We start from the raw sequence: 15,861 nt of genomic DNA, 5'->3' as shown, positions 1-15,861 counted from the left end.
ACCAGAGGTAGCCGCCCGACCGCGCGCGGGAGTCGGTCGTGTGGAAAAGTGGATCCCATGAAGGTCACCGCCCGCGGGCGAGCCGTGCTCGCCGATCCCCGGATCAATCGCGGCACGGCGTTCACCGAGGCGGAGCGCCGCGCGCTCGACCTCGTCGGGCTGATCCCGCCCCGTGTGCTCACCCAGGACGAGCAGGCGGAGCGCGCCTACGGGCAGTTCCGGGACCAGGCCGGCGACCTGGCCAAGAGCGTCTACCTGACCGCCCTGCACGACCGCAACGAGGTGCTGTTCTACCGGCTCGTCGGCGACCACCTCGAAGAGATGCTGCCCATCGTCTACACCCCCACGGTCGGCACGGCGATCCGCCGTTACAGCACGGAGTTCCGCCGTCCGCGCGGCGTCTACCTGTCCGTGGACGCCACCGACGACATCGAACGCTCCCTGCGGGCGAGCGGCCTGGGCGCCGGGGACGTCGATCTCGTCGTGGCCACCGACGGCGAGGGCATCCTCGGCATCGGCGACTGGGGCGTCGGCGGCATCGACATCGCCGTCGGCAAGCTCGCCGTCTACACGGCCGCCGCCGGCATCGACCCGCGCCGCACCCTGCCCGTCATGCTCGACGTCGGCACCAACCGCCAGGAACTCCTCGACAACCCCCTCTACCTCGGCAACCAGCACCCCCGGGTCGACCGCGACACCTACGACGCCTTCATCGACGCCTACGTCACCACGGCCACCCGCCTCTTCCCGGACGCCCTGCTGCACTGGGAGGACTTCGGTACCGCCAACGCCCACCGCATCCTCGACCGCTACCGCGACCGGGTGTGCACCTTCAACGACGACATCCAGGGCACCGGCGCCGTCAACCTCGCCGCGGTCCTGTCCGGGGTCCGCGCCACCGGCGTGCCCCTGCCCGAACACCGGATCGTCGTCTTCGGCGCGGGCACGGCCGGCATCGGCGTCGCCGACCAGCTCCGCGACGCCCTGATCGCCGAGGGGCTGTCCGCCGGGCAGGCCACCGCCCGCTTCTGGTGCGTGGACCGGTACGGCCTGCTCACCACCGACCAGGGCGACCGGCTGCGCGACGTCCAGAGGAGGTACGCCCGCCCCGCCGACGAGGTCGCGGACTGGCGCCGGGACGAGAGCCTGTCCGGCATCCCGCTCGACGAGGTGGTCCGCCGGGCCCGCCCGACCATCCTGATCGGCACCTCCGGGCAGGGCGGCGCCTTCACCGAGGAGATCGTGCGGGCCATGGCCGCGCACACCGGGCGGCCGATCATCCTGCCCATGTCCAACCCGACCGACCTGGCCGAGGCCACCCCGGCCGATCTGCTCGACTGGACCGGCGGCAAGGCGCTGGTGGCGACCGGCAGTCCCTTCGCCCCGGTCGAGCGGGACGGTACGACGTACGAGATCGGCCAGGCCAACAACGCGCTGGTCTTCCCCGGCCTCGGTCTCGGCGTCATCGTCGCCCGCGCGTCCCGCATCAGCGACCGCATGCTCCGCGCGGCGGCCGACGCGGTGGCCCGCCGGACCGGGGACACGGAGGTCGCCCGCTCCGACGCGCCGGTCCTCCCGCCGATCCGCGACCTGCGCGCCACCTCGGAAGCGGTGGCCGTGGCCGTTGCCCGTGCGGCGGTGGACGAGGGCGTCGCCCGAACCGTCCCGGACGACATCGAGGCGGCGGTCCGGGCGGCCCGCTGGCAGCCGGTCTACCCACCGATCGACCCGTCCTGAGCCCCCGCCCCGCCCCGGATCGTCGCCCCCCGCCCCGGCCCAACGCCCCCCGTCGGACCCCGCCCCGCCCCAGATCGTCGCGCCGCCCCCAGACCCCGCCCTGCCCCGTCCCAACGCCCCCCGTCGGGCCCCGCCCCGCCTCAGATCGTCGCCCCCCGCCCCGGCCCCAACGCCCCCCCTCGCACCCCACCCCAGTCGTCGCGCCCCGCCCCGGCGCCCCGCGCCCGCGCCCCGCCCCCGCGCCGACGGCTGCTTGCCCCGCCCGAGGCGCCCAGCACCCCGTCGAGCCGGGCGCGGCGGCGGGATCAAATTCATGCAAGCACGCTTGATTGTTTCTGCTCCCGCTGCCATGCTCCCCCCATGGCCGACCCGACGCCCGTCATCGACGACCTGCGTGCCGAGAGCGATGAACTCGACCTGCTCGTGGCCGAGTTGAGCCCGGAGCGATGGACCCTGCCCACCCCGGCGCCCGGCTGGACCGTCGCCCACCAGATCGCGCACCTCGCCTGGACCGACCGCTCGGCGCTGCTGGCCGTCACCGACGGCGACGGCTTCCGGGCGCTGGTCGAGAAGGCGCTCGCCGCCCCCGACTCGTTCGTGGACGAGGGAGCGGAGGAAGGCGCCGCACTCCCGCCCGCCGAGCTGCTGGCGACCTGGCGCACCGGGCGTACCGCCCTCGCCGAGGCCCTGCGCGACGCCCCGCCCGGCGCCCGTTTCCCCTGGTACGGCCCACCCATGTCGGCTGCCTCCATGGCCACGGCCCGGCTCATGGAGACCTGGGCCCACGCCCTGGATGTCGCTGACGCCCTCGGTGTGGTGCGACCCCCCACCGACCGGCTCCGGCATGTGGCGCGGCTCGGGGTGCGGACCCGTGACTTCGCCTTCGGAGTGCACGGACTCACCCCGCCCGCCGACGAGTTCCGCGTGGAACTGACCGCGCCGTCCGGCGCGTCGTGGACGTACGGGCCCGAGCACGCCGCCCAGCGCGTCACCGGCCCCGCCCTCGACTTCTGTCTTCTGGTCACCCAGCGCGCCCACCGGGGCGACCTCGCCCTGGCGGCCGTGGGTCCGGACGCGGACCGCTGGCTCACCCTCGCCCAGGCCTTCGCGGGCCCGCCCGGCACCGGCCGTCCGCCGAAGGAGGCCACCCGGTGAACCCGCTGCGCATCGGCAACTTCTCCGGCTTCTACGGCGATCGCTCCGACGCCCTGCGCGAGATGCTCACCGGCGGCGAGGTCGACGTCCTCACCGGCGACTACCTCGCCGAACTCACCATGCTCATCCTCGGCCGCGACCGGCTGAAGGACCCGGACGCCGGATACGCCCGCACCTTCCTGCGCCAGCTGGAGGACTGCCTCGGCCTCGCCCACGAGCGGGGGGTCAGGATCGTCACCAACGCGGGCGGTCTCCACCCGGCCGGACTCGCGCGGGCGGTACGGGAACTGGCGGACCGGCTCGGGCTCCCCGTCCGGGTCGCGCACGTCGAGGGCGACGACCTCGCCGCCGCTCACCCGGGCACCCTCGCGGCCCACGCCTACCTCGGCGGCTTCGGCATCGCCGAGTGCCTGCGGGCCGGCGCCGACGTGGTGATCACCGGCCGGGTGACCGACGCGGCCCTCGTCACCGGGCCGGCCGCCGCCCACTTCGGCTGGCGGCCGGGGGAGGCGGGGGTGTACGACCGCCTCGCGGGTGCCGTCGTCGCCGGGCACGTACTGGAGTGCGGGACGCAGGCGACCGGCGGGAACTACGCGTTCTTCGGGGAAGGGGACGTACGGCGGCCCGGTTTCCCGCTCGCCGAGATCCACGCCGACGGCGGCAGCGTCGTCACCAAGCACCCCGGCACCGGCGGCTTCGTGGACGTGGGCACGGTCACCGCGCAGCTGCTGTACGAGACCGGCGGCGCCCGGTACGCCGGACCCGACGTCACCGCCCGGCTGGACACCGCACGGCTGAGCCAGGACGGCCCGGACCGGGTGCGGATCGAGGGGGTGCGCGGGGAGGCGCCGCCGCCGGACCTCAAGGTCGGCCTCAACCGGCTCGGCGGCTTCCGCAACGAGGTCGTCTTCGTCCTCACCGGGCTGGACATCGAGGCCAAGGCGGCCCTGGTGCGCGAGCAGCTCACCGGCGCGCTCGCCAAGTCGCCGCCGCGGGAGGTCCGCTGGGACCTGGTGCGGACCGACCGGGCCGACGCCGACACCGAGGAGACCGCCAGCGCGCTGCTGCGGCTCGTCGTACGGGACCCGGACCAGCAGAGGGTGGGGCGGGCGCTGACCGGTGCCGCCGTGGAACTGGCACTGGCCAGCTACCCGGGCTTCCATGTGCTGTCCCCACCGGGAAAGGGCGCTCCATATGGGGTGTTCGAGGATGTGTACGTGCCCCAGGGGGAGGTCGACCACACGGCCGTCCTCCACGACGGACGCCGTGTCCCCGTGCCGTCGCCTCACGAGACGCGGCCCCTGGAGGCCGTGCCGGCCCCGCCCCTCCCCGACCCCCTGCCGTCCGGCCCCACCCGCCGGGCGCCCCTCGGCCTGGTCGCCGGGGCGCGCAGCGGCGACAAGGGCGGGAACGCCAACGTCGGGGTGTGGGCGCGGACGGACGAGGCCTGGCGGTGGCTCGCGCACACACTGACCGCCGAGAGGTTCCGGGAGCTGCTGCCGGAGACCCGGGACCTGCCCGTCAGCCGGCACCTGCTGCCGAACCTGCGCGCCGTGAACTTCGTCGTCGAGGGCGTCCTCGGCGCCGGCGTCGCCGCGCAAGCCCGCTTCGACCCGCAGGCCAAGGCCCTCGGCGAATGGCTGCGCTCCCGCCACCTGGACATCCCGGAGACCCTGCTGTGACGGTTCTGCAGACCGCTCTCGACCCCACCGGCCCCGACTACCAGGCCCACCGCGAGGCCATGCTCGCCAAGCTCGCCGACCTGGAGACCGAACACGCCAAGGCACTCGCGGGCGGCGGCGAGAAATACGTCGCCCGGCACCGGGGGCGCGGCAAGCTGCTCGCCCGCGAACGCATCGAGCTGCTGCTGGACCCCGACACCCCGTTCCTGGAGCTGTCCCCGCTGGCCGCCTGGGGCAGCGACCATCCCGTCGGCGCCTCCCTCGTCACCGGCATCGGCGTGGTCGAGGGCGTGGAGTGCCTGATCACCGCCAACGACCCGACCGTGCGCGGCGGCGCCAGCAACCCCTGGAGCCTGAAGAAGGCCCTGCGCGCGAACGACATCGCCCTCGCCAACCGGCTGCCCTGCATCAGCCTGGTCGAGTCCGGCGGCGCCGACCTGCCCTCGCAGAAGGAGATCTTCATCCCCGGCGGTGCCATCTTCCGCGACCTGACGAGGCTGTCGGCCGCCGGCATCCCGACGATCGCCGTCGTCTTCGGCAACTCCACCGCGGGCGGCGCCTACATCCCCGGCATGTCCGACCACGTGATCATGGTCAAGGAGCGGGCCAAGGTGTTCCTCGGCGGGCCGCCCCTGGTGAAGATGGCGACCGGCGAGGAGAGCGACGACGAGTCCCTGGGCGGCGCCGAGATGCACGCGCGCGTGTCCGGCCTCGCCGACTACTTCGCCGTGGACGAGCCGGACGCGCTGCGCCAGGCCCGCCGGGTGGTCGCCCGCCTCCACCACCGCAAGGCGTACCCGGACCCCGGTCCGGCCGCGCCGCCCGCGTACGACCCGGAGGAGCTGCTGGGCATCGTCCCCGGCGACCTGAAGATCCCGTTCGATCCGCGCGAGGTCATCGCCCGGATCGTGGACGGCTCCGACTTCGACGAGTTCAAGCCGCTGTACGGCACCAGTCTGGTCACCGGCTGGGCGGCCCTGCACGGTTACCCGGTGGGCGTGCTGGCCAACGCCCAGGGCGTGCTCTTCAGCGCCGAGTCCCAGAAGGCCGCCCAGTTCATCCAGCTCGCCAACCAGCGCGACATCCCGCTGCTCTTCCTGCACAACACCACGGGCTACATGGTCGGCAAGGAGTACGAACAGGGCGGGATCATCAAACACGGCGCGATGATGATCAACGCGGTGAGCAACAGCAGGGTCCCGCACCTGTCGGTCCTCATGGGAGCGTCGTACGGCGCCGGGCACTACGGCATGTGCGGCCGGGCCTACGACCCGCGCTTCCTGTTCGCCTGGCCCAGCGCCAAGTCCGCCGTCATGGGACCGCAGCAGCTCGCCGGTGTGCTGTCGATCGTCGCCCGGCAGTCCGCGGCGGCGAAGGGACAGCCCTACGACGAGGACGCGGACGCCGCCCTGCGCGCGATGGTGGAGCAGCAGATCGAGTCCGAGTCGCTGCCCATGTTCCTGTCCGGGCGGCTGTACGACGACGGTGTCATCGACCCGCGCGACACCCGCACCGTCCTCGGCCTGTGCCTCTCCGCCCTGCACACCGCGCCCTACGAGGGCGCGCGCGGCGGCTTCGGCGTCTTCCGGATGTGAGGGATCACGTGATCACGAGTGTGCTCGTCGCCAACCGCGGCGAGATCGCCTGCCGCATCTTCCGCACCTGCCGCGAGGGGGGGATCCGTACGGTCGCCGTCCACTCGGACGCCGACGCGGACGCGCTCCACACGCGCGTGGCCGACACGGCGGTCCGACTGCCGGGCGCGGCAGCCGCCGAGACGTATCTGCGCGCCGACCTGATCGTGCAGGCGGCCCTGGCCGCCGGCGCCGACGCCGTGCACCCGGGCTACGGCTTCCTCTCCGAGAACGCCGGCTTCGCCCGCGCCGTCGCGGACGCGGGCCTGATCTGGATCGGCCCGCCCCCGGAGGCCATCGAGGCCATGGCGTCCAAGACCCGCGCCAAACGGCTGATGGGCCTCGCGCCCCTGGACGCGGCCGAGGTCACCGAGGCCGACCTGCCGGTCCTGGTGAAGGCGGCGGCCGGCGGCGGGGGCCGTGGCATGCGGATCGTGCGCCGCCTGGACGAACTCCCGGCCGCGCTGGAGGGTGCCCGCGCCGAGGCCGCGAGCGCCTTCGGCGACGGCGAGGTCTTCGTGGAGCCGTACCTCGAACACGGCCGCCATGTGGAGGTGCAGATCCTCGCCGACACGCACGGCACCGTCTGGCCGCTCGGCACCCGTGACTGCTCCCTCCAGCGCCGCCACCAGAAGGTCGTCGAGGAGGCCCCGGCGCCCGGACTCACCGAGCGGCTCGCGGAAGAGCTGCGGACGCTGTCCGTGCGCGCCGCCCGCGCCGTCTCCTACGTCGGCGCCGGCACGGTCGAGTTCCTGGTCGCCGACGGCCGCGCGCACTTCCTGGAGATGAACACCCGGCTCCAGGTCGAACACCCCGTCACCGAGGCGGTGTTCGGGCTCGACCTGGTCGCGGAACAGATCCGGATCGCCGAGGGCCACGCCCTCGACAACAACCCCCCGCCCGCGCGCGGGCACGCGATCGAGGCCCGCCTGTACGCCGAGGACCCCGCCCGCGGCTGGGCCCCCCAGACCGGCACCCTGCACCGCCTCGCCGTACCGGCCGGCGTCCGCCTGGACACCGGCTACACCGACGGCGACACCATCGGCGTCCACTACGACCCGATGCTCGCCAAGGTCGTCGCCCACGCCCCCACGCGCGCGGAAGCCGTCCGTAGACTCGCCGGCGCGCTGGAGTCCGCCGTACTGCACGGCCCGGTCACCAACCGGGACCTGCTCGTGCGCTCCCTGCGCCACGAGGAGTTCACCGCCGCCCGCATGGACACCGGCTTCTACGACCGGCACCTCGACCGGCTGACCGAGCCCGCCCCCGACCCGTACGCCCCCCTGGCCGCCGCCCTCGCCGACGCCCACGGCCGCTCCCGCTTCGGCGGCTGGCGCAACGTTGCCTCACAGCCGCAGGTGAAGCGGTACGAGATGGCGGGGGAGGAGCACGAGGTCCGCTACCGGCACACGAGGGAGGGCCTGGCCGCCGACGGGGTCCGGGTCGTGCACGCCGACGCGGGTCTGGTGGTGCTCGAAGTGGACGGGGTGCGCCGGAAGTTCGCGGTGTCCCGGTACGGAGACCAGGTCCACGTCGGCACCGTCCGCCTCACCGCCCTGCCCCGCTTCCCCGACCCGACGTCCCAGCTCGCACCGGGTTCGCTGGTGGCCCCGATGCCGGGCACGGTGGTCAAGATCGCCGACGGACTGACGGAAGGGGCAACGGTTCAGGCGGGGCAGGGCCTCATATGGCTGGAGGCGATGAAGATGCAGCACCAGATCTCGGCGCCGGCCGCCGGAATCCTCACCGCCCTGCACATCGAGCCGGGCCGGCAGGTCGAGCCCGGCATGTTGCTGGCGGTGGTGCAGACCCCCTAGGGGCGCGGGGAACCGCGCGCCCAGCCACGGATCACCCGCAGCCCGAAGGAGTCCGATGACCACGCACATCGAATCCGAAGAACACAAGGCCCTCCGATCCGCAGTGGCCGCCCTCGGCAAGCGCTACGGCCGCGACTACCTCGTCCGCACCGTCGCCGAGGGCAGGCCCCCCGCCGAACTCTGGAGCGAGGCGGGAAAACTCGGCTACCTCGGCGTCAATCTCCCGGAGGAGTACGGCGGCGGAGGCGGAGGCATCTCCGAGCTCTCCATCGTCCTCGAAGAGCTGGGCGCGGCGGGCTCACCTCTCCTCATGCTCGTCGTGTCCCCCGCGATCTGCGGCACGGTGATCTCCCGGTTCGGCACCGAGGAGCAGAAGCGGCAGTGGCTCCCCGGGCTCGCCGACGGCACCCGCCTGATGGCCTTCGGCATCACCGAACCCGACGCCGGCTCCAACTCCCACCGCATCACCACCACGGCCCGGCGGGACGGCGCCGACTGGCTCCTCACCGGCCGCAAGGTGTTCATCTCCGGTGTCGACATCGCCGACGCCGTCCTCATCGTCGGCCGCACCGAGGACGCCCGCACGGGCAACCTCAAGCCCTGCCTCTTCATCGTCCCGACGGACGCCGAGGGCCTCCAGAAGCGGCCCATCGACATGGAGCTGAACGCCGCGGAGAAGCAGTTCGAGCTGGTCCTGGACGACGTTCGGCTGCCCGCCGACGCGCTCGTCGGCGACGAGGACGCCGGCCTGCTGCAACTGTTCGCCGGGCTGAACCCCGAGCGGGTCATGACGGCGGCCTTCGCCATCGGCATGGGCCGCTACGCGCTCGCCAAGGCCGTCGAGTACGCCCGCGACCGCACCGTCTGGAAGGCCCCCATCGGCGCCCACCAGGCCATCGCGCACCCCCTGGCGCAGGCGCACATCGAACTGGAGCTGGCCCGGCTGATGATGCAGAAGGCGGCCCGTCTCTACGACTCCGGCGACGACATCGGCGCGGGAGAGGCCGCCAACATGGCCAAGTACGCGGCCGGTGAGGCCTGCGTGAAGGCCGTCGACCAGGCCGTGCACACCCTCGGCGGCAACGGACTCACCCGCGAATTCGGACTCGCCTCGTTGATAACGGCCGCGCGCGTGGCTCGTATTGCCCCGGTGAGCCGGGAGATGATTCTCAACTACGTCTCCCACCAGACCCTGGGACTGCCCAAGTCGTACTAGGCGCCCGTCTTGGAGGAACCGTGTTCCGCAGCGAGTACGCAGACGTTCCGCCCGTAGAACTCCCCATCCACGAGGCCGTACTGGGCCGGGCCGCCGCCTTCGGCGACCGGCCGGCCCTGATCGACGGCACGGACGGCACCACTCTCACGTACGACCAGGTGGACCGGTTCCACCGGCGGCTCGCCGCCGCCCTCGCCGACGCGGGCGTCCGCAAGGGTGACGTCCTCGCCCTGCACAGCCCCAACACGATCGCCTTCCCGACCGCCTTCTACGCGGCCACGCGCGCGGGTGCCACCGTCACCACCGTGCACCCGCTCGCCACCGCCGAGGAGTTCGCCAAGCAGCTCGGCGACAGCGCGGCCCGCTGGATCGTCACCGTCTCGCCCCTGCTGGAGACCGCCCGCCGGGCCGCCGAACGCGCGGGCGGTATCCGGGAGATCTTCGTCTGCGACAGCGCGCCCGGCCACCGCTCGCTGATCGAACTGCTCGCCTTCACCGGCCCCGAACCGCTGATCGACTTCGACCCGGCCGAGGACATCGCCGCACTGCCGTACTCCTCCGGCACCACCGGCACCCCCAAGGGCGTCATGCTCACCCACCGGCAGATCGCCACCAACCTCGCCCAGCTGGAGCCCGCCGTCCCGGCCGGCCCCGGCGACCGCATCCTCGCCGTCCTGCCGTTCTTCCACATCTACGGCCTCACCGCCCTGATGAACGCGCCCCTGCGCAACGGCGCCACGGTCGTCGTCCTCCCGCGCTTCGACCTGGAGACCTTCCTCGCCGCCATCGAGAACCACCGCATCACCGGCCTGTACGTCGCCCCGCCGATCGTCCTCGCCCTCGCCAAGCACCCGGCCGTCACCCACTACGACCTCTCCTCGCTGGAACACGTCATCAGCGCCGCCGCCCCCCTGGACGCCCAGCTCGCCCGCGCCTGCTCCGAACGCCTCGGACTGCCCCCGATCGGCCAGGCGTACGGCATGACGGAACTGTCCCCCGGCACCCACGTCGTCCCCCTCGCCCACCTCCACGACGCCCCCGCCGGCACCGTCGGCAGGCTCATCGCCGGAACCGAGATGCGGATCGTCTCCCTGGACGACCCCGGCAAGGACCTCGGCACCGGCGAGCCGGGCGAGATCCTGATCCGCGGCCCCCAGGTCATGAAGGGCTACCTCGGCCGCCCCGACGCCACCGCCGCCATGATCGACCCCGACGGCTGGCTGCACACCGGGGACGTCGGGCACGTCGACGCCGACGGCTGGCTCTTCGTCGTCGACCGGGTCAAGGAACTCATCAAGTACAAGGGCTTCCAGGTGGCCCCCGCCGAACTGGAGGCCCTCCTGCTCACCCACCCCGGCATCGCCGACGCCGCCGTCATCGGCACCTACGACGACGGCAACGAGGTACCGCACGCCTTCGTCGTCCGCCACCCGGACGCCGGCGACCTCGCCGAGAACGACGTCCTGCTCCACGTCGCCGAACGCGTCGCCCCCTACAAACGCATACGCCGGATCACCTTCGTCGACACCGTCCCCCGCGCCGCCTCCGGCAAGATCCTGCGCCGACAGCTCAGGGAGCACACGTGAGCGAACCGATCGGACGCACGCACGAGCGTGCCGTCACCACCCTCAGCCTGGACGCCACCGGCACCCGCAACGCCCTCTCCGCGGCCCTGGTGTCCGCCCTCGCCGCGGCCCTGACCGACTGCGGCAAGGACCCCGACGTACGCGCCGTCGTCCTCACCCACAGCGGCACCACCTTCTGCGCCGGCGCCGACCTGCGCGACCCGCCCGACCCGGACGCCCTGGTGGCCCTGCTCCGGCAGCTCGTGGAACTGCCGAAACCCGTCGTCGCCCGCATCACCGGACACGTCCGCGCCGGCGGCCTCGGCCTGCTCGCCGCCTGCGACATCGCCGCCGCGTCCGCCACCGCCACCTTCGCCTTCACCGAAGTACGCATCGGCGTCGCCCCCGCCGTGATCTCCCTCCCGGTGATCCCGCGCACCGACCCCCGCGCCCTGGCCCGCTACTACCTCACCGGCGAACGCTTCGGCCCGGCGGAGGCCGTCCGCCTGGGCCTGCTGACGACGACGTCGGACGACGTGGACGAGGCCCTCGCCCCCGTCCTCGACGGCCTGCGCCGCTCCGCCCCACAGGCCCTGACCGAGACGAAACGGCTGCTCACGACTAGGGTGCTGGAGACATTCGACCGGGACGCGGCGGAGCTGACCGCGCTCTCGGCCCGGCTGTTCTCCTCCGCGCAGGCCCGGGAGGGGATGACGGCCTTCCTGGAAAGACGGGACGCGGCATGGGTGGTGTGACCACATGAGCACGACGGCGGAGCGCGAGCCCGCGCCCCGGCGGGACCACGGCGCCAAGCCGGACCGCAGCCCCAAACAGGACCGCAGCCGGGCCACCCGGCAGCGGCTCCTGGAAGCCGCCGTGGCCTGCCTCGCCGAGCACGGCTGGGCGGGCTCCACGGTCGCCGCCGTCGCCGAACGCGCCGGCGTCTCCCGGGGGGCCGCCCAGCACCACTTCCCCACCCGGGAAGACCTCTTCACCGCCGCCGTCGAGTACGTCTCCGAGGAACGCTCCCTCGCCCTGCGCGCCCTGTTCCCGGACGGCGCCGCCGACCGCCGGGCCGTCGTCGTCGCCCTCGTCGACCTCTACACCGGCCCCCTCTTCCGCGCCGCCCTGCACCTGTGGGTCGCCGCCTCCAACGAGGACCAACTCCGCCCCCGCGTGACCGAGCTGGAGGCCCGCGTCGGCCGCGAGACCCACCGCATCGCCGTCGACCTCCTCGGCGCCGACGAGTCCCGTCCCGGCGTCCGCGAAACCGTCCAGGGCTTCCTGGACATGGCCCGCGGCCTGGGCCTCGCCAACCTCCTCACCGACGACACCGCCCGCCGCGAACGGGTCGTCACCCAGTGGGCGGCCCTGCTGGAACACGCACTGGGCCGAGACCGGTCCGGGGAACCGGACTTGTGAACCGGCCCGAGGAACCGGCCCGAGGAACCGGTCTGACGAACCGGTCTGACGAAGCCGTCTGACAAAGCGGTCTGAGAACCGGTCCCGAACCGGTCCGACGAACCGGTCCGACGAACCGGTCCGACGAACCGGTCCGACGAACCGGTCCGACGAACCGGTCCGACGAAGCGGTCCGACGAACCCGGCGCGGAGCCGTCGCGACGCGGGCCCCCGGGGGGGGCAGGTTCTGTGACGAAGCCGTCACGGGAGCCCTTGCGCGGGCGCGTTACCCTTGGCCCATGCTTCCGATGCTCGTCCGACGCCGCCACGTGGACTACGTGCGCGTCACGAGCATGGGCTGTCGGCGCCTCTCCGCCTGACCCAGCCCCCTTCTCTGCTTCTTCCCTTTTCCGGCACCCGGGGGCCGCTCCCACCCCTCGGCGGCCACCCGTGCCCCGTACACCCCGCGGACGCACCATGACCACGCACACAGCGACGCCGTACGAGCAGCTCCCGATCATCGACCTGTCGGCAGCCGACGCCGGCCCCGAGGCCCGGGCCCGGTTCCACACCCGGTTGCACGGCGCCGCCCACGACGTCGGCTTCTTCCAACTCGTCGGACACGGCGTGACCCCTGCCGAGACCGACGCCCTCCTCACCGCCATGCGCGCCTTCTTCGCCCTCCCCGAGGCCGACCGGCTCGCCCTGGACAACGTCGGCTCCCCGCACTTCCGCGGCTACACCCGCACCGGCGACGAGCGCACCGGCGGCGCCCGCGACTGGCGCGACCAGCTCGACATCGGCGCCGAACGCCCCGCCCGCGTCCCCGCCCCCGGCGAACCCCCCTACTGGTGGCTCCAAGGCCCCAACCAGTGGCCGGCCGCCCTGCCCGAGCTGCGCACGGCCGCCCTGGCCTGGATCGACAAGCTCAGCGCGGTCGCCCAGCGCCTTCTGCACGAACTGCTGACCGCCATCGGAGCCCCGGCCGACTTCTACGACCCGATCTTCGGTGCCCGGGCCCACCCGCACCTCAAACTCGTCCGCTACCCGGGCAGCGCGGCCGACGGCACCGACCAGGGCGTCGGCGCCCACAAGGACTACGGCTTCCTGACCCTGCTCCTGCAGGACACGGTCGGCGGCCTCCAGGTCCAGCGCGAGGACGGCCGCTTCCACGACGTACCGCCCATCGAGGGCGCCTTCGTCGTCAACCTCGGCGAACTGCTGGAGGTCGCGACCAACGGCTACCTGCTGGCCACGAACCACCGGGTGGTCAGCCCGCCCGGCGCCACCGAACGCTTCTCCGTCCCGTTCTTCTACAACCCGCGCCTGGACGCCCGCGTGGAGCCCCTGCCGTTCCCGCACGCCTCCCACGCGCCGGGCATCACCACCGACCCGTCGAACCCCCTGTTCGCCGAGTACGGCTACAACGAGCTCAAGGGCAAGCTGAGGGCCCACCCGCTGGTGGCGGAGCGGCACCATGCGGAGTTGCTGACGCCGGCATGAGAGACAGGTCCCGCGGGGGCCGTCTCCCAGGAGCGCGGGAGAGCACGGGCCCGGCCACGACCGGCCCGCGGTCGCCCGCGCTCCTCACCCGCCCCTTCGGCGGGCGATGTCCGCACACCCCGTTCGCTCAGCGGGCGATGTCCGCGTACCCCTCGATGTCCTCGGGCCGCCGGGCACCGGGCCCCACGTACCGGGCGGACGGCCGTACGAGGCGTCCCGTCCGCTTCTGCTCCAGAATGTGCGCCGACCAGCCGGCGGTCCTGGCGCACGTGAACATCGAGGTGAACATGTGCGCCGGCACCTCGGCGAAGTCCAGCATGATCGCCGCCCAGAACTCCACGTTCGTGGCGAGCACCCGATCCGGCCGACGGTTGTGCAGCTCCTCCAGCGCGGCCTTCTCCAGCGCCTCGGCCACCTCGAACCGCGGCGCCCCCAGCTCCCGCGCCGTTCGCCGCAGCACCCGCGCCCGCGGGTCCTCGGCCCGGTACACCCGGTGCCCGAAGCCCATCAGCCGCTCACCCCGGTCCAGCGCCCCCCGGACGTAGGCCCCGGCGTCCCCCGTGCGCTCGATCTCCTCGATCATCCCGAGCACCCGCGACGGCGCACCGCCGTGCAGCGGCCCGGACATCGCACCCACCGCCCCGGACAGCGCGGCGGCGACGTCCGCGCCGGTGGAGGCGATGACCCGAGCCGTGAAGGTAGACGCGTTCATGCCGTGCTCGGCGGCCGAGGTCCAGTAGGCGTCCACGGCCGCCACATGCCGGGGGTCCGGTTCACCGCGCCACCGGATCATGAACCGCTCCACCACGGAGTTCGCCTTGTCGATCTCCTGTTGCGGCACCATCGGCAGCCCCTGCCCGCGCGCGGACTGGGCGACGTACGACAGCGCCATGACGGCGGCCCGCGCCAGATCGTCCCGTGCCTGCCGCTCGTCGATGTCGAGCAGCGGACGCAGCCCCCACACGGGAGCGAGCATGGCGAGCGCCGACTGCACGTCCACCCGGATGTCACCCGAGTGCACCGGGATGGGGAACGGTTCGGCGGGCGGCAGACCCGGGTTGAAGGCGCCGTCGACCAGCAGCCCCCACACGTTCCCGAACGAGACATGACCGACCAGGTCCTCGATGTCGACGCCCCGGTAGCGCAGGGCACCGCCCTCCTTGTCCGGTTCGGCGATCTCCGTCTCGAACGCGACGACTCCTTCGAGCCCGGGTACGAAGTCGGACATCAGGCGGCTCCTCGTGATGTGTGGGCGGCGGTCATCCCGGTGATGCCCCGATCCGCCGGTGGTCACCCGTGGTCGATCCGACCGTGGAACCCGACCGTAGAGGGAGCAGCACGATAACCCCCGGTGCCACGGTTGGGGAGACCTCGCGACACTGAGTGCCATACCCGTTCGATACGGCAAGATGACCGGGTGACCGACCGCGACCCGCTCCCGGATCCCGTCCTCGATCCCGCCGCCATGCGCAAGCAGTACCGCGCCGAGGGCCTCGCCGAAAAGAACCTCGCCACGCATCCCATGGACCAGTTCGCCCGCTGGTTCGAGGATGCCGCCCGGGCGGCACTGCACGGCACGCTCTACGAACCCAACGCGATGATCGTCTCCACGGCGGACGCGACGGGCCGCCCCACCTCCCGCACGGTCCTGATGAAGCAGTACGACACCGACGGCTTCGTCTTCTACACCAACTACGGCTCCCGCAAGGCCCGCGACCTCGGGGAGAACCCGCACGTCTCGCTGCTCTTCCCCTGGCACCCGCTGGCCCGCCAGGTCATCGTCACCGGCACCGCCCGGCGCACCGGCCGTGACGAGACCGCCGCCTACTTCCGCACCCGCCCGCACGGTTCCCAGCTGGGAGCCTGGGCCAGCGCCCAGTCCACGGTGGTCGCCTCCCGTACCGAACTCGACACGGCCTACGCGGAACTCGAGGCCCGCTATCCCGAGGACGAACAGGTCCCGGTCCCGCCGCACTGGGGCGGCTTCCGCGTCGCCCCCGAGACGATCGAGTTCTGGCAGGGCCGCGTCAACCGCCTCCACGACCGTCTGCGCTACACCGCCCGGCCGAACGGCACCTGGAGGGTCGAACGCCTCAGCCCGTGACGGCGTCGTCCGGGAACGCAGACGACCCGCGGGCTGGGTTCCTCGGA

General features: G+C 73.2%; 12 protein-coding genes. 11 read left to right on the top strand and 1 reads right to left on the bottom strand.

Features of this window, described 5'->3' with window-relative positions:
• Nucleotides 1-57: 57 nt before the first annotated feature.
• The 10 genes from ACZ7KF_RS04155 (at nucleotide 58) to ACZ7KF_RS04110 (ending at nucleotide 13,710) form a co-directional block, all read left to right on the top strand.
• Complete coding sequence (locus ACZ7KF_RS04155) at nucleotides 58-1,737, top strand: NAD-dependent malic enzyme (RefSeq protein ID WP_471069242.1); 1,680 nt, start codon at nucleotides 58-60, stop codon at nucleotides 1,735-1,737.
• A gap of 360 nt (nucleotides 1,738-2,097) precedes the next feature.
• Complete coding sequence (locus tag ACZ7KF_RS04150) at nucleotides 2,098-2,892, top strand: TIGR03084 family metal-binding protein (RefSeq protein ID WP_471069240.1); 795 nt, start codon at nucleotides 2,098-2,100, stop codon at nucleotides 2,890-2,892.
• Nucleotides 2,889-4,574 (top strand): acyclic terpene utilization AtuA family protein, encoded by a 1,686-nt coding sequence (locus ACZ7KF_RS04145; RefSeq protein ID WP_471069238.1) that lies wholly within the window; start codon nucleotides 2,889-2,891, stop codon nucleotides 4,572-4,574. The genes ACZ7KF_RS04150 and ACZ7KF_RS04145 overlap by 4 nt, the downstream gene beginning before the upstream one ends.
• Nucleotides 4,571-6,169 carry an acyl-CoA carboxylase subunit beta gene (locus tag ACZ7KF_RS04140; RefSeq protein ID WP_471069236.1) on the top strand — a complete coding sequence of 533 codons (1,599 nt, stop codon included), beginning with the start codon at nucleotides 4,571-4,573 and terminating at the stop codon, nucleotides 6,167-6,169. Before ACZ7KF_RS04145 ends, ACZ7KF_RS04140 begins: the two co-directional genes overlap by 4 nt.
• Nucleotides 6,170-6,177: 8 nt before the next feature.
• Nucleotides 6,178-8,025, top strand: coding sequence for an acetyl/propionyl/methylcrotonyl-CoA carboxylase subunit alpha (locus ACZ7KF_RS04135; protein WP_471069234.1), 1,848 nt, complete (start codon nucleotides 6,178-6,180; stop codon nucleotides 8,023-8,025).
• Nucleotides 8,026-8,080: 55 nt separating this feature from the next.
• The gene (locus ACZ7KF_RS04130) at nucleotides 8,081-9,241 is read left to right on the top strand and encodes an acyl-CoA dehydrogenase family protein (RefSeq protein ID WP_471069233.1); all 1,161 of its coding nucleotides are present in this window, start codon (nucleotides 8,081-8,083) and stop codon (nucleotides 9,239-9,241) included.
• 20 nt (nucleotides 9,242-9,261) lie between these two features.
• Nucleotides 9,262-10,827: a 4-coumarate--CoA ligase family protein gene (locus ACZ7KF_RS04125; protein ID WP_471069231.1), complete on the top strand. Its 1,566-nt coding sequence runs from the start codon at nucleotides 9,262-9,264 to the stop codon at nucleotides 10,825-10,827.
• Nucleotides 10,824-11,561, top strand: a complete 738-nt coding sequence (locus tag ACZ7KF_RS04120; RefSeq protein ID WP_471069229.1) for an enoyl-CoA hydratase family protein — start codon at nucleotides 10,824-10,826, stop codon at nucleotides 11,559-11,561. Before ACZ7KF_RS04125 ends, ACZ7KF_RS04120 begins: the two co-directional genes overlap by 4 nt.
• Before the next feature lie 4 nt (nucleotides 11,562-11,565).
• Nucleotides 11,566-12,228 carry a TetR/AcrR family transcriptional regulator gene (locus tag ACZ7KF_RS04115; RefSeq protein WP_471069227.1) on the top strand — a complete coding sequence of 221 codons (663 nt, stop codon included), beginning with the start codon at nucleotides 11,566-11,568 and terminating at the stop codon, nucleotides 12,226-12,228.
• A gap of 456 nt (nucleotides 12,229-12,684) precedes the next feature.
• Complete coding sequence (locus ACZ7KF_RS04110; RefSeq protein ID WP_471069225.1) at nucleotides 12,685-13,710, top strand: isopenicillin N synthase family dioxygenase; 1,026 nt, start codon at nucleotides 12,685-12,687, stop codon at nucleotides 13,708-13,710.
• A gap of 127 nt (nucleotides 13,711-13,837) precedes the next feature.
• Here ACZ7KF_RS04110 and ACZ7KF_RS04105 read toward each other — a convergent pair whose 3' ends face one another.
• Nucleotides 13,838-14,938, bottom strand: coding sequence for a citrate synthase 2 (locus ACZ7KF_RS04105; RefSeq protein WP_471069223.1), 1,101 nt, complete (start codon nucleotides 14,936-14,938; stop codon nucleotides 13,838-13,840).
• 189 nt (nucleotides 14,939-15,127) lie between these two features.
• On the opposite strand from ACZ7KF_RS04105, the gene pdxH reads away from it, so the two are divergent.
• On the top strand, nucleotides 15,128-15,814 hold the full coding sequence (gene pdxH, locus ACZ7KF_RS04100; protein WP_471069221.1) for a pyridoxamine 5'-phosphate oxidase: 687 nt from the start codon (nucleotides 15,128-15,130) through the stop codon (nucleotides 15,812-15,814).
• The last annotated feature ends 47 nt before the right edge of the window (nucleotides 15,815-15,861 follow it).

Source organism: Streptomyces sp. NPDC038200, assembly GCF_055600785.1.
This window is presented reverse-complemented; position numbering and strand designations above follow the sequence as displayed.